The 14,186-nt window shown below is 60.7% G+C and carries 14 protein-coding genes; 9 read left to right on the top strand and 5 right to left on the bottom strand.

The features are described from left to right. Nucleotides 1-41: 41 nt before the first annotated feature. Genes HX613_RS01705 through HX613_RS01730 form a run of 6 tightly spaced genes read left to right on the top strand, consistent with a single transcriptional unit; the run spans nt 42 to nt 6,042 of the window. Entirely contained in the window at nt 42-803 is a 762-nt protein-coding gene (locus HX613_RS01705; protein ID WP_235343764.1) for an amino acid ABC transporter ATP-binding protein, read from the top strand. After that, nucleotides 800-1,456 (top strand): amino acid ABC transporter permease, encoded by a 657-nt coding sequence (locus tag HX613_RS01710; RefSeq protein ID WP_235343765.1) that lies wholly within the window; start codon nt 800-802, stop codon nt 1,454-1,456. The genes HX613_RS01705 and HX613_RS01710 overlap by 4 nt, the downstream gene beginning before the upstream one ends. After that, nucleotides 1,456-2,094 (top strand): amino acid ABC transporter permease, encoded by a 639-nt coding sequence (locus HX613_RS01715; RefSeq protein WP_235343767.1) that lies wholly within the window; start codon nt 1,456-1,458, stop codon nt 2,092-2,094. Before HX613_RS01710 ends, HX613_RS01715 begins: the two co-directional genes overlap by 1 nt. Further along, nucleotides 2,091-4,145 (top strand): oxidoreductase, encoded by a 2,055-nt coding sequence (locus HX613_RS01720; protein WP_268826484.1) that lies wholly within the window; start codon nt 2,091-2,093, stop codon nt 4,143-4,145. The genes HX613_RS01715 and HX613_RS01720 overlap by 4 nt, the downstream gene beginning before the upstream one ends. 20 nt (nt 4,146-4,165) lie before the next feature. Further along, nucleotides 4,166-5,359 carry an FAD-dependent oxidoreductase gene (locus tag HX613_RS01725; protein ID WP_235343769.1) on the top strand — a complete coding sequence of 398 codons (1,194 nt, stop codon included), beginning with the start codon at nt 4,166-4,168 and terminating at the stop codon, nt 5,357-5,359. 8 nt (nt 5,360-5,367) lie between these two features. Continuing rightward, the gene (locus HX613_RS01730) at nt 5,368-6,042 is read left to right on the top strand and encodes an HAD-IA family hydrolase (RefSeq protein ID WP_235343770.1); all 675 of its coding nucleotides are present in this window, start codon (nt 5,368-5,370) and stop codon (nt 6,040-6,042) included. A 241-nt stretch (nt 6,043-6,283) separates the two neighbouring features. Here the strand turns inward: HX613_RS01730 and HX613_RS01735 are convergent, their stop codons facing one another. The 4 genes from HX613_RS01735 to glsA all read right to left on the bottom strand — a co-directional run bounded on the left by HX613_RS01735 (nt 6,284) and on the right by glsA (nt 9,665). Next, on the bottom strand, nt 6,284-6,625 hold the full coding sequence (locus tag HX613_RS01735) for a cupin domain-containing protein (RefSeq protein WP_235343771.1): 342 nt from the start codon (nt 6,623-6,625) through the stop codon (nt 6,284-6,286). Further along, a complete protein-coding gene (locus HX613_RS01740) occupies nt 6,622-6,912 on the bottom strand; it encodes a DUF4287 domain-containing protein (protein ID WP_235343772.1) in 291 nt (96 codons plus the stop codon). The genes HX613_RS01735 and HX613_RS01740 overlap by 4 nt, the downstream gene beginning before the upstream one ends. Nucleotides 6,913-7,020: 108 nt before the next feature. Next, nucleotides 7,021-8,643 (bottom strand): MFS transporter, encoded by a 1,623-nt coding sequence (locus HX613_RS01745; protein ID WP_235343774.1) that lies wholly within the window; start codon nt 8,641-8,643, stop codon nt 7,021-7,023. Nucleotides 8,644-8,654: 11 nt separating this feature from the next. After that, nucleotides 8,655-9,665, bottom strand: a complete 1,011-nt coding sequence (gene glsA, locus HX613_RS01750) for a glutaminase A (RefSeq protein WP_442862578.1) — start codon at nt 9,663-9,665, stop codon at nt 8,655-8,657. A gap of 186 nt (nt 9,666-9,851) precedes the next feature. Between glsA and pgm the strand changes: the two genes are divergently transcribed. After that, nucleotides 9,852-11,492: a phosphoglucomutase (alpha-D-glucose-1,6-bisphosphate-dependent) gene (gene pgm / locus HX613_RS01755; protein ID WP_235343775.1), complete on the top strand. Its 1,641-nt coding sequence runs from the start codon at nt 9,852-9,854 to the stop codon at nt 11,490-11,492. A gap of 28 nt (nt 11,493-11,520) precedes the next feature. Here the strand turns inward: pgm and fdxA are convergent, their stop codons facing one another. Continuing rightward, on the bottom strand, nt 11,521-11,853 hold the full coding sequence (gene fdxA / locus HX613_RS01760) for a ferredoxin (protein ID WP_235343776.1): 333 nt from the start codon (nt 11,851-11,853) through the stop codon (nt 11,521-11,523). A gap of 316 nt (nt 11,854-12,169) precedes the next feature. On the opposite strand from fdxA, the gene HX613_RS01765 reads away from it, so the two are divergent. Beyond that, the gene (locus HX613_RS01765) at nt 12,170-12,805 is read left to right on the top strand and encodes a helix-turn-helix domain-containing protein (RefSeq protein WP_235343777.1); all 636 of its coding nucleotides are present in this window, start codon (nt 12,170-12,172) and stop codon (nt 12,803-12,805) included. After that, nucleotides 12,805-14,010 carry an MFS transporter gene (locus HX613_RS01770; RefSeq protein WP_235343778.1) on the top strand — a complete coding sequence of 402 codons (1,206 nt, stop codon included), beginning with the start codon at nt 12,805-12,807 and terminating at the stop codon, nt 14,008-14,010. The genes HX613_RS01765 and HX613_RS01770 overlap by 1 nt, the downstream gene beginning before the upstream one ends. Nucleotides 14,011-14,186 lie beyond the last annotated feature (176 nt).

A 14,186-nucleotide genomic window follows, 5' to 3' on the forward strand; every position in this document is an offset into this window, starting at 1 on the left:
CGAGAACTGAATGCGTTGCGAGCCGAAAGGAATTCTTAAGAATGCAAGATCCACGAGTGCTCCTCGACGCCGAATCCATCAAGAAGTCATTCAAAGACAACGAGGTCCTCAAGGGAGTCACGCTGCAGGTGCATGCCGGGGAGGTAATCGCACTGATTGGGCCCAGCGGCGCAGGTAAAAGCACCTTCCTGAGATGCCTTAATTACCTTGAACGTCCCACAGGCGGGGTGTTGAGCCTGGATGGGGAGACCGCATTCGAGGACTCTCTCAAGCCGTCGAAGACAGAACTGCTGAAGCTTCGTCGTCGAGTTGGCATGGTGTTTCAGACTTTCAACCTGTTCCCCCACCTCAGCGTGGTCAAGAACATAGTCTTGGCACAGAAGCTCAACGGTCTGCGCAACGCCAAAGAGGCCGAAGATTATGCCCTCAAACTCTTGGGTCAAGTTGGGCTTGCTGACAAAGCACATGCTAAGCCTTCGGAATGCTCCGGCGGACAACAGCAGCGAATTGCGATTGCTCGGGCGCTCTCCCTCGACCCCGAACTCATGTTGTTCGATGAGCCGACTTCCGCGCTCGATCCGGAGGTCGGCAACGACGTGCTCAAGGTCATGCGCGATTTGGCAGACCGCGGGATGACCATGATCGTTGTGACTCATGAGATGAAATTTGCGGAGCGCGTTGCCGATCGAGTCCTGCTCCTGGACCAGGGAGGAATCCTCGAAGAGGGTCCCCCGGCACAGGTTTTCTACAATCCAACGCATGAGCGTACCCGCACGTTTCTTCAAGCGGTGTTGGACAGATGAGCGACTTCTCATTCGCGTCCATACTGCAGACTCTGTCGGCGGGCTTCGGAATCACAATTCTCATGACAGTCGTCTCGTTCACTGTCGGCACCATGCTGGCAATTCCCTTGGCGCTCATGCGGACATCGAAACTGAGCGTCCTCCGCGCTCCGGCAGTGGCGGTCATCGATATATCACGGGGAATACCGCCTCTGGTCTGGCTACTCATCATCTATTTCGGCATCAGCCCAATCGTTCCACTCGAGCCACTTCCCGCTGGCCTCATCGGCTTGAGCATCATCTCTGCTGGCTATTTGGCGGAAAACTTTCGCGCCGGGATCGATAACGTCCATCTCGGACAGAAGGAGGCCGCAGCGGCACTCGGTCTGACTCCGAGTAACCAGTTCTGGAGGATCACTGCTCCGCAGGCACTCAACATCTCGATTCCACCATCGGCCTCGTATGCTGTGGCTCTGCTCAAAGATACGGCCATTGCGTCGATCATCGGAGTCGCGGACATCATCTTTCTGGCACAGAACGAAGTCTCGCGTGGTGGTTCTGCAGTACTCGTATTCTCCGTCGCCGCGATGCTCTATCTGCTGGTCGGAATCCCACTGTCCTACTTTTCCCGCTTCGTCGACGGGGTAGTGCGCTCGAAGGTGGTGACCGTCTGATGTTCGAACATTGGATCGAATGGTTGCCACAGCTCCTCAACGGCCTCGGCACATCTTTACTCCTCACCGCCTGCGTCGCCCTCATCGGCTTCCCACTTGGGCTGGTCCTCGGGCTCCTAGCCACCGCACCCAGCCGATTGGTACGTGCGTTGGTCATTGCCTTCATCGAGGTCTTCCGCGGTATCCCTCTGCTGGCAGTCATCTATCTGCTGTATTTCGGGCTCCCTGCAACGGGAGTCACGATGGCGGCGTTCACCACTATCGTCGTCGGTCATTCGCTCAACCTCGGCGCCTACTCCAGTGAGGTCTTCCGCGCCGGCATACTCCACGTTGGAGGCGGTCAGCGCGAGGCAGCGGCAAGCCTGGGAATCACAGTTCGTCAGGCCTTTTTCCACGTAGTGCTGCCACAGGCAATCCGAGCAATACCTGGCCCTCTCATGTCGATGCTCATCATGGTGTTCCAATCAACATCGCTCGCCTTCGCCATCGGAGTCTCTGAAATGACCAGCAAAGCGTTCTCAATCGGGTCAATGACCTTCGAATACTTGAATGTGCTCGTCCTGGCAGGCCTCATATACGCCGTGCTCTGCATCGTCTCAGCACGCATCGTCGCCCGAGTAGAGGAGAAACTGAGTTGACCGAGGAACCCTCTGACACCGGTAGGGACAGTGTCCTGTTCACCCCATTCTCAATTGGGAACGTGCAGCTGAAAAATCGTATCGTGAGCACCGCCCATTCGAATCGATACACCAACGGCGGACTGCCAACGCCACGATATCGCCGCTATCAGGAGGAGAAGGCAAAAGGAGGCGTCGGACTCATCACCATCGGCGGATCCGCCGTAGTCAGCCGTGACAGCGCCCCAGCCTTCGGGAATATCACCATGTACAACGACGACGTCGTCGCTCCTCTCAAAGAGGTCGCCTCTGCATGTCAGAGACACGGGAGCAAGGTCTTCATCCAGCTCACACACCTGGGTCGCAGAACAGGTGATCACGATTCCAATTGGTTACCTTCTGTGTCGTCAGTGTCGATGAGGGAGCCAGCCCACCGCTCCTATCCCAAGAAGGCTGAAGATTGGGACCTCGACCGCATTGTCGACGACTTCGCCGCTGCTGCTGAGAGAGCACGTGCGGCCGGTATCGACGGCATTGAGCTCGAACATTACGGTCATCTTCTTGACGCCTTCGCCTCACCGTGGCATCTGTCAAAGCTCGACGCAGATTCCCAGAAGATCGCCCGCGAATTCCCTGGGCGCGTCATTAGAGCGGTGAAAGCCGTCACCAGCACCGACATGGCTCTCGGCGTGAGGATGTCTATCGACGAAAGACGTTCAGATGGTCTCAATCCCGAGTCGTCAATCGCACTTCTCAATCAATACATGGCCGACGGGATCGATTTCGTCAACGTTGTGGTCGGCACTATCGAGTCACAAGGGAAGATGACGGATGTGATTCCCGGCGCTGGAAAACAGTCTGCACCATTCCTCGACCTCGTCGCTGGGGTAAAGAAGGCCGTGAGTATACCGGTCATCCATGCGGCGAAGATCGCTGACATCACAACTGCCGAATATGCCGTGAAGGAAGGCATACTCGACCTCGTCGGCATGACCCGGGCCAACATTGCGGACCCACATCTTGTCGCAAAGGTCCAAGAAGGTAAGTCCGATCAGATCCGACCTTGCATCGGAGCCCGTCTCTGCCTGGAGGCAGGCAGCACTGGGGGCGTCGTCTGCTTCCACAACCCGGCTGTCGGGCGTGAAGACACTTTGAAACACGAGATAGAACGCGATGTCACACGTCCACAGAACGTCGTCATCGTCGGAGCAGGCCCAGCTGGATTGGAGGCGGCTCAGGTGGCTTCGAAACGCGGTCACCGCGTCACGGTCTTCGAAGCCGCAGCCGAACCCGGCGGACAATTGGCGATGGTGGCACGGCTTCCTCGCAAACGCGAGTACGTCGGAGCGATCGATTGGCGCGTTGCCCAAGCACGAGAGCACGGGGCTGATTTCAAGTTCAATGTCTTTGCTGAAGAGAGCGAGATCCTCGGTCTCAATCCCGACGCTGTGATCATCGCAACCGGAGGTGTACCCCGATCCGCTGCAGACGTCGGGATCGCGGGTGGGAGCCTCATCCACGACACGTGGGAAGCTTTTGAGGTCTCCGGGAAGCGTCTCGGCCACGTGATCCTTTTCGACGATGAGGGACGCAACTCATCACTGGACGCGTTGGAACACCTCGCCCGCATCTCAGATCGGGTGACGTATGTGACTCCAGAGCGGACCGTCGGCATTGACGTCGGGACGCTGAACTTCGCCGATTATCAGGCGGTGTTCGATGCCGAGCATATCGATGTGAAGCTCGCCAGATACGTCGTCTCTGCAGAGCAGAAATCGGATCGCAGGTTCCATGTTGAACTGACGGGTGAGTCCACGGGGGTCCTCGAGACGCTTGATTGCGACGCAGTCTACTATGCGGGCGGAACTTGGCCGAACGATGAGCTCTACACCGATCTTTTGGGTCACTCGAGTAATGCCGGCCGCGTCGATGTTGAGGCGTTGATTTCTGCACAACCTCAGCCCGTGCTTGAGCAACCCGGCTTCGTGCTCTATCGAGTTGGGGATGCGGTCTCGAGTAGGAATACACATGCCGCGATTCTCGATGCCCACAGGATCGCTTTGACAATCTGAATTGGACTGGAGGTCATATTATGAAGATCGCAGTAGTCGGGCTCGGTGCTGTCGGCTCCCAGGTCTTTTGGAATCTCAGTAGGATCGCTGGAATAGACGTACACGGATTTGAATCCGCGTATGTGGGTCACCCCTTTGCAGGAGCCGGCGGGGAAAGCCGGCTCTACCGCAACCTCGAGGCAGATGATCTGGGCTATCTACCCATCATCCACCGCTCACAAGAGCTCTGGAAAGAACTGGAGACAAAATCCGGTAGGCGGCTGCGCAAGCTGAAGGGCGTGCTCTACGTCGGTAAGGCAGACAGCCCTCAGGTAAGCAATTCCCTGCTCTCCGCCACTGAGTTGGAAACACCTCACGAGGTTCTCAGTACCCGAGACATCGCCGATCGGTTCCCGCAGTTCAAGCCACAGACAGATGAGGTAGGGCTCTGGGATATCGAAGCTGGAGTCATCAACCCTGAACTGACAATCACCGCCACTGTCGGACTCGGAGTCGCCAAGGGAGGTCAGTTGCACGAATACACACGTGTCGATCGCCTCGAGTCTCGTGACAAAGGCGTACGCCTCCGTACCGCAGGAAGTATCTCGGATTTCGATCGCGTCGTCGTCGCCTGCGGCGGGTGGACGACACAGCTCGTGCCCGATCTGCGCGACTTCGTCGTGACCAAGCGATTGACGTCCGCCTGGTATCCCGGGACTCACGATAATGTTCTTCAGGGCCTGCCTCCATTCATGCGCGCAGCGCCGCGATACTGCTACGGGATCCCGACCGCGGACGGCAAGACAGTCAAACTCGGGCTGGGGTTCAACGACCATCACTCAACAGGGAACCCCAATAGTGTAGAGCGGTCTCTGAGCGGCGAGGCAGCACGAGCCGAGATCGAGCGCTTCTACCCAATCGTCACTGACTTCTTGCCAGTTCTGCAACCGAATCCCGTGCGGCTGAATACCTATATAGAAAGCTACACTCGCACGATGCACGAATATGTGCGGCTTCATCCAGAGGATCCCAACATTGCAATCCTCACTGGGTTCTCGGGGCACGGTTTCAAAATCAGTCCTGCTATCGGGGAAGCCGGTGCCCAACTCATCACTGAAGGACGCACACACCTCAGCCTCGACTTCCTCACTCGAGCAGACCCTCTCTTCGACATCGAAGACATTAAAACCGGAACAACCACTCACAATCCACTGACATCGACTGAACGAGCATAGGAAGCCCAATGAAAAAATCACAGACGCCCATCGCCACATTCGACTGTTACCGCACCCTCATCGACTTCGACCTCAATCGCGCGGCCCTGCCAATCGTCAAGGACAGCCTCGACACCGTGGGAGCGGATCACGAAGTGTTCTTGGACAACCTCAGAGTGGCAAGGTTTTACGCTGTGGCCCAAGGCCCTTACACCCGCTACCAGGATCTCGTGCGCAACACTTTGAAGACGACGATGTTGCAGCATGGAGCGCCCTATTCGGATGAACAGGGTGACCAGCTGGTCGAAGACGCAAAGAACTTTCCCGTGTTTCCTGAGGTACCGGCAGCCCTGAGGAAGCTCAAAGAAAAGGGAGTAGAGCTGGCCATCATTTCCAATTCGGACCGCGATTACATACCGCACCACGTCGAGACTATCGGTGTCGATTTCGACTACGTCATCACCGCCGAGGATGCGGGTTGGTATAAGCCAAGAGAGGGCGCTTTCGAACATCTATTTCGTACCATCGACCGCGATCCCCAGGTCATCACTCACGTTGCACAAGGCTGGGAATATGACATCATGCCGACCAAACAGTACGGAATTCGACGAATCTGGGTGAATCGATATGGTATCTCCGGCAGTGACTACTTTGAGCCCTACTTCGAGATTCCGGACCTTGCACCGCTTCCAGAACACTTCTAGCACGCCTCGGCGATGAAAATTTCGGTGCACCAAGCGGTGAAGAACCTAGCGAAACGCCTGCATGTGGCGCTGGGCTAGTTACCCACACGTCTCGATGCCGTCCCCCTCGATGCCGCCGGTACGTCATCTGCCGCGCCGGCGGCATGGGATCCTGGAACCTCGACCACGGCAAGCCGATCGTGTCGGAGAACGGCGAGGAACCCTGGGTGAAGTAAGGCCCCTCGGCTGAGGAGCGCTTCAGCTATCCGGCGACGAACTCCTGGATGATCTCCGGAGATGCGTGGATGCACAACATCTGCAGGTTGACGCCTCCGAAGCTGCGGAAGCGGTGAACAGTTTCAGCCGCGACGGTGACGATATTTCCTGCATGGGCCTCAAAAGACTCATTGTCAGCCTCGATACGCGCCTCGCCGGCCAGTACGACCCATGTCTCCGTGTACGGATGCCGGTGCAGATCGGGACCCTTCCCTGCCGGCACATCGACCCAGAAGAAGGAGACATCGGCCCCGTGCTCGGCGCCGATGAATTTCGCTGTCGCTGACCCGGGCAGCAGCGTCTGATTGCGGTCGGTGATCGTGATCATGCCGGTCTGCTCGCTTTGCCATCGAGCCAGAGGGTGTCCGATTCGTCGTTGTGGACCCCCTCGGTGCCGACATGCTTGCTGTCGATCTGCGGCCCCTTCTTGATGACGTGGACCAGCGCCATGCCATGTCCGCGGCCGAGCCCGTAGTCGGTCTTGAGCCAATCGAGGATCACCCCGGCCTTCACCGCAGGATCGTCATAGCCGTGAGTCTTGGCGATGTCGATGAGTTCGCGTGGGGTCAGCCCCGTCTTGTCTTCGATGGTGTCGAGATAGGCCTGGAAAGACATGTCGTTGTCCTTTTATCGTCGCAGCGCCGGGCCCCAATGCTCGGCATGCGTGTGTCTGAATAGTACGGCCAGACGGTGGCACCAGTCCATGGGCGCGAACTCGAAGGGCTACTTCGTCGGATCCGGGATCTCGTCGGGACGATACTTGGGCAGTCGCGAGGCCGGCAGTGCCGCGACGAGACTGATGCCGGCGAGGATGAGGAAACCGATCTTGAGAGTGCGCAGGCGCTGATCGGCATTGAGCTCCACGGCCCGCTCGACCTGAGCCGGCGTCGCCGTAGTCTCGGAGAGGACGTCTTCGAGTTCGTCGTTGCTGATGAAGTTGATGTTGTCGAGGTCAATCTGGGCGACGATGTCATCGGGCAGGCCGGCATGGTCATCGACGGCGTTCATGATCCCCGCGCTCAACACGGTCACCAGCACTGCCCCCATCATCGCCGTGCCCACTGCCGAGGCGAGGTTCTGGGCGGTGCCGCGGATGGAGCCGACGTCGCCGGCCAGATGCTTCGGTGCTGCGGTGACGAGGACGTTGAACACGAGGGTGACGAGAGCGCCTTGACCGATGCCGAAGACGATGAGTCCGAGGATCGTCGGCAGCGTCTCCCAGTTGTTCGTGACCACGAAGGCCAGCCACACCAGGGCCAGGGTGGTCAGGGAGAAGGAGAAGAGGGCGATCGTGCGAGGAGAGTAGCGCTTGTAGAAGCGGACGATCAAGGTTGCTGTGACGAAGACGGTGAGGTTGAACGGCAGCATCGCCAAAGAGGTGTCGAAGGGGGTCCTGCCCTGCACCACCTGAATGTAGGTGGGGACGGTGAAGTTCACCGAAGCCTCCATCGCGACGATGACGAACATCGCGTACACGGCGGCTCGCTCCGTGGGCCTCGAGAGCACACTGATGTCGACCAGCGGAATTTTGCCATTGGCGATGCGCCGACGCGTCCACATGAAGAAGGCCTGGCCGAGGACGACTCCGACGATGACGAAGACCGGTGCCGGTGACAGACCCGCGATGGAGAACGGGGCGCCGTCCTCGGCGCGGATGATGCCCCAGGCGTTGAGATTGTTGAATCCCATGGTCAGCAGCACGATCGCAGCCCCGATGAGCACCGAGGCGACGAGGTCGATGCGGATGCTGGGATCGCCCTTGTCCGAGCGCAGTTTGAAGCTCAGGGCGAAGACGATGGCGGCCAGACCGAGGGTGATGAAGAAGATGGGCCGCCATCCGACCAGAGTGCCAAGCGTGCCGCCGATGAGGAAGGCACTCATACCCGAGAACGCACGAGCCGACCCCAGCGAACCCACTGCGGCCGCCTGCTGAGATCCCCGATAGTTCTCCGCGATGAGCGCCACCAGGGCCGGAACGATGATGGCAGCGGCAGCACCGGCGAGGATCTGCCCGCCGATCACCCACGCCACCGTGCGCGAGAAGATCATCAGCAGCGACGATGCTGCGAAGACGATGAGCACGACCCTGAAGATGATGACCCAGCCGATACGCTGCCCGAGCTTCGCACCCGTCATCACCAGCGCTGCGACGGCGAGGCCGTAGACGACGATCGTCGATGAGGCGACGGTGGGTGCCACCCCGAAGTCCTCGACCATCCCGCCCAGAGAGATCGGGAGGGCTGACACGTTGAAGGACATGAGCACCTGGGCGAGGAACAGCCCGATCATCGGCGTCCAGGATGCACGAACCTCGGCGTGGTCGGTCGGTTCGGCCGGGGCAGTCATAGTGATTCCTTTCAGCGTTGTTGTGGTGCGGGTGCTGGGGTGGAGGCGAAGAGATTGAGACCCAAGGCTCGGGAGAGGTCGAAGCAGGCCCGCTGGCCGCGGACGCTGTTGCCAGCGGAGTCGAGCCGTGGAGAGAACGTGCCGAGCGCACCCTTGCCCGGAGCGATGGCGACGATTCCACCCGCGACTCCCGATTTGGCCGGCAGACCGATTTCGAAGAGCCATTCACCGCTGTTCTCATACATTCCGCACGAAGCCAGCAATGCCAGGGTGTCACGGGCCACCTCGGCGGAGACCACGCGTTCGCCGGTCACCGGGTTCACTCCCCCATCTGCCAGAGTCGAACCCATCACCGCGAGATCGTGTGCGCTCACCGACAGTGAACATTGGCGGGTGTAGATGTCGACGCTGTCCAGAGGATCAGTGATGATCCTCCCGTAGCTCTCGAGCAGTCGGGCGAGCGCCTTGTTTCGCTGGTTGCTCTCGATCTCGGAGCGGTAGACCCGCCCGTCGAGCTCGAGATTTCGTCCCGCGAACCGGGAGAGTCCGCTGCGGATGGTCTCCCACTTCTCTGCCGGAGTCTCACCGGTCACCAGAGCCGTTGTGGCGATCGCCCCGGCATTGACCATCGAATTCATCGGATGCCCATCATTGAGTTCGATGGCCATCACAGAGTTGAAGGGCAGTCCCGTGTTGTTGACCCCGATGCGCTCATGGACGAATTCGTGACTGCGGGCCTGGCAGACGAGGGCGAAGACGAAGGCCTTCGAGATCGACTGAAAGGAGAAGGTCACGTCGATGTCGCCCGCCTCATGGGCGCGACCGGCGATATCGATGAAGCTGAGGCCGAACCATGTGGGATCCGCCTCGGCGAGGATGGGGATGTAGTCGGCGATCTCGCCGTCGTCGAGGTCACGGTAACGGCGATGAGCCTCGGCGAGGATCCGGGCAGTTGCAGACGGGCCGGGCAGCTCGCCGGTGAAAGCGCGCTGCTCTGGTCCTGCGGGTTCGCCTTCGAACACTTTCGACCGCCTCCTCACGAACAGGGACTGTTGCCACAGATCACCGCTTTCAGCCTAATCTCCTGCACATGTCCTTGATAGGTGCCGACAGCGAATTTCCGGCGACCTTGGACCCTCACCGTCCACGATGCAAGAACTGGAGGCTCAGGACTGTGTGCATCGGTTCGGGTTTGGCATTGTAGAAGTATGACTACTCGCGCCGGCCAGCTGGCCCAGGACAGGGATCTCGTCGATATCTCCGCACTGCTTGATTCGTATTACGATCTCGTCCCCGATTCCTCCGTGCCTGCGCAGGCCGTGAGCTTCGGGACCTCCGGACACCGCGGGTCAAGCTTCAACCGTGCGTTCAACGAAGCCCACATCGCAGCGATCACCGCCGCCATCGTCGACTTCCGCAAGAAGCAGGGCATTCACGGGCCCATCTTCTTAGGCCGTGACACCCATGCGCTGAGCGAACCAGCGTTCCTCACCGTCCTCGAGGTCCTCGCCGCTGCTGAAGTGCCGGCGCTCATCGATGAGCGTGACGGTTTCACTCCTACGCCGGTGCTCTCCCACGCGATTCTGGGTTTCAACGCGGGCAAGACCGCAACGGATGCGCAGGCCGACGGCATCATCGTGACCCCCAGCCACAACCCGCCCTCCGACGGCGGCATCAAGTACAACCCGCCGCACGGTGGCCCGGCCGGCTCGGAGACGACGACGTGGATCGCCGAGCGCGCGAACTCCTACCTTGAGGCCGGATGGGATAAGATTCCACGCACCGGGTTCCAGCGGGCCTTCCACCTGGATAACACCGAGAACTTCGACTTCATCTCCAACTACACCGAGAACCTCGAGTCGGTCATCGACCTCGATGTCATCCGCAGCTCCGACATCCACATCGGCGCCGATCCCCTGGGCGGAGCCAGCGTCGACTACTGGGCCGCGATCGCCGAGGACTTCGACCTCAACCTCACAGTCGTCCACCCCGAGATCGACCCCACCTGGTCATTCATGACCCTGGACTGGGACGAGAACATCCGCATGGACTGCTCCTCGCCCTACGCGATGGCCGGGCTCATCGCCTCCCGCAATGACTTCGACATCGCCACGGGCAATGACGCCGATGCCGACCGCCACGGCATCGTCACTCCCGACGCCGGGCTGATGAACCCCAACCACTATCTGGCGACCGCGATCGACTACCTGCTCGACAACCGACCAGAATGGTCTTCCAATGCCGGCATCGGCAAGACGCTGGTCACCTCCTCGATCGTCGACCGCATCGTCTCCGCCCACGGCCGCCCGCTGTTCGAAGTCCCCGTCGGGTTCAAATGGTTCGTCCCCGGACTCCTCGACTCGACACTGGCCTTCGGCGGTGAGGAATCTGCAGGTGCTTCGTTCCTGCGCCGCAACGGCAAGGTTTGGTCAACAGACAAGGACGGCATCATCATGGCCCTGCTGGCCGCAGAGATGACGGCGAAGACCGGACAGACTCCGTCCCAGCGCTATGCAGGACTGGCCGCGAACTTCGGCACCAGCGCCTACGCCCGCCAAGATGCCCCCGCCACCCGCGCGCAGAAGGCGAAGCTGGGGGCACTCGACGCCTCCCAGGTGAAGGCGAAGACCGTCGGCGGTGAACCGGTGACCTCAACACTCACCTCGGCGCCGGGAAACAACGCACCCATCGGCGGACTCAAGGTCACGACCGAGAACTCCTGGTTCGCGGTGCGCCCCTCCGGCACGGAGGACGTGTACAAGATCTACGCCGAGTCACTGCGCGATGAGGACCACCTGCGGGCCGTCCAGCACGACGCACGGACATTGGTGGATGGGGTGCTGGAGTAGCCCGAAGCGGCTCCCAGCCACCGGCTGGTTACAGCTCGACGTCCTGATTCTGAGGCGGCAGGGCAGCGATGGCTGAGTGGTCCCGGCCGGTGTTGCCCAGTCCCGCAGCGCCTCCCGGCGAACCGAGCTCGTCGAAGAAGTCCACGTTATAGGTGTAGTAGTCCGCCCATTCCTCCGGGACATCGTCCTCATAGAAGATCGCCTCGACGGGACAGACCGGTTCGCAGGCACCGCAGTCGATGCATTCGTCGGGATGGATGTAGAGACTGCGTTCACCTTCATAGATGCAGTCGACAGGACATTCGTCGACACACGACTTGTCCTTGACATCGATGCACGGCTGCGCGATCACGTAGGTCATGCGGGCCTCCGCTCTCTGCTCGGATCGTCCACTTCCTCTGAGTGACGAATGGGATGAACCTCAGAACCCACTCTAGGGCCTCGACCCCAGTCTTCATATGGCCCAGATCACGTCCGACGAAAACGAAGAACCACCTCGGCCGGGCAATGATGATGCGCTTCCTATGTCCCGAGACTGTCGAGGAAGTCTTCGGTCAGTGTCAGCCCAGTTCTCAACGTCTCCGTGTCGTCGGCGCGAACGCCTCTATCTGTACCGACTGACTTCCTTCGTTCGAGAAATATAGTGCTCAGGCTCAGAGTGCAGTATAGTGCTCATCGTGTCATTGAAGAGCCCGCGCATCCAGACCTTCCTCGATCGCGTCGGACACCGGGTCCGCAGCCTTCGCAAGGCGCGGGGATGGACCATTCAAGGGCTGGCCGACGAGGCTGCGCTGAGCCGACGAATGCTCACTCAGATCGAGCTGGGCCAGGCGAACCCGAGTCTGGCCACCATCGACCGCATCGCCCATGCCCTCGATGTGAGCTTCGCCGATCTGGCCCTCAGCGATGCTGCCGCGTCGGGACCCGGCAGCTCGACGCCTTCGCCATCAGAACCGGGGCGGTCTGCGACCCTCGGCAGCACCGAACATTCAGATCCCAGCAACGATCACACCCTGGCCTGGGAGGGCCCGAGCGACAGCACCGCGTACATCCTCGGCGCATCTTCCGTTCCCGGCACCGAGCTGTGGCGTTGGCATCTGGGGCCAAATGTGCGGTATCAGACTGAAGCCGACCGTGCCGGCACCGAGGAGATCCTCCACATTCTGTCCGGGGAACTCGTGCTCGAACTCAACGACGAATCCCTGAGGCTGTCCGCGGGAATGTCGACACGAATCTCCACCGACCGGGGCTACTCCTACACGGCAGGCCAGGAGGCCTCGGTCGACTTCATCCGTGTGGTCATCGGTGCCTGATGACGCGACCTGGGGCTGATACATCGCAAGGCGAGGGCGGTTCGTCGCGTTCGCGCATCAACGTGCTGCGCTGGCAGATCGGCTACGGGACCTTCGGTGTTCCGCAGGCGGCGGCACCCATTGCCTTCGCCCTCCTCGCACTGCCGCTGACAGGGTCCGCCGAGTCAGGTGCCGGCCTGGTCTTTGCGATGACGGCGGCACAGATCCTCGGCTCGGTGCCCATCACTCGCCTGGGGCACCGGTTCGGCAGCGTCGGCTACCTGCGCACACTCATCGCCTTCCGGACGCTCGGGCTGCTCGCGGTGACGATCCTGGCCGCTGTCTCAGCACCGTTCGGCTACCTCGTCGTCGCCGTCATCGTGGCCGGTCTTGTCAATGGCGCGGCCTACGGCTACATGCGGACACTGCTCGACCACCTCGTCGAGCCCTCGGGAATGCCACGCGCCCTGGGAATCGCTGCCACCCTCAACGAGGTCGCCTTCGCCACCTCACCAGTGCTGGCATCCGTACTCGGCGCCTGGTCACCGGTTGCGGCGATGGCTGTTGTGACTATCGTCGGCTCGGGACCGATGCTGCTCATCCCTGCCACCCCCGAGGCCCGGTCGACGCCTGCGACCGGGTCGGGTTCGGGACGTCGAGCTCCGGTGCCGGGTGCGGTCTGGATCTGGCTGTTCGCCTCCGGCGCGACCGGAGCCTCCATTGCGGGAATCGAGGTGGGAGCGGTGTCCTTCGCGCTGTCGTTCGGGCTCAGCCCGGCCTGGGCCTTCCTGTTTGCCCTGGCGATGTGCATCGGCTCGGTCCTCGGCGGAGTCTGGGTGAGCATCCGCAACCGCATGCCCGGGCGGTGGAAGGTCACAACCTTCTTCGCCATCACCACGCTCGCCTTCTCCCAGCTCCTCATCGATGGGCATATTGCGCTGACACTTGCCGGTGCCCTCATCGTCGGATGGTTCCTGCCGATGCTCGACACCTTCTATCTGCTCGCGCTCGACAGCCTTGCACCGGAGGAGCGTCGAGCGGAGATGTTCGCACTGCTGCGGACGACGAATGCCCTGGGCATCATGGCCACGAGTGGCCTGCTCGCCTTGCTCGGGCTGACGGCAGCGCTCATCGGAGCCCTCGGTCTGCTTGTCATCGCGACCGTGCTGGCGGCGGTCTACTTCGCATGGGGACAGCGCAGCCGACGGGAAGTGCCCTTGGGGTGAACCGACCATGTGTTGGCCTGCGCGGTCGACGGTGACGTCGAGCAACCTCGGCGAGGTCCGATCACGATCGGGTTTCACTGTTCTGTCGAAAACGTAGCAAACGGTGCTCGGCAACAACCGTTCGTCACGGTCAGGTCGACTCTGCTCAGGACTTCGTCGCACCGCGCTATCAGGCA

This window comes from Brevibacterium sp. UCMA 11754, from assembly GCF_021532275.1.
In the GTDB taxonomy this organism is placed as follows: Bacteria; Actinomycetota; Actinomycetes; order Actinomycetales; family Brevibacteriaceae; genus Brevibacterium.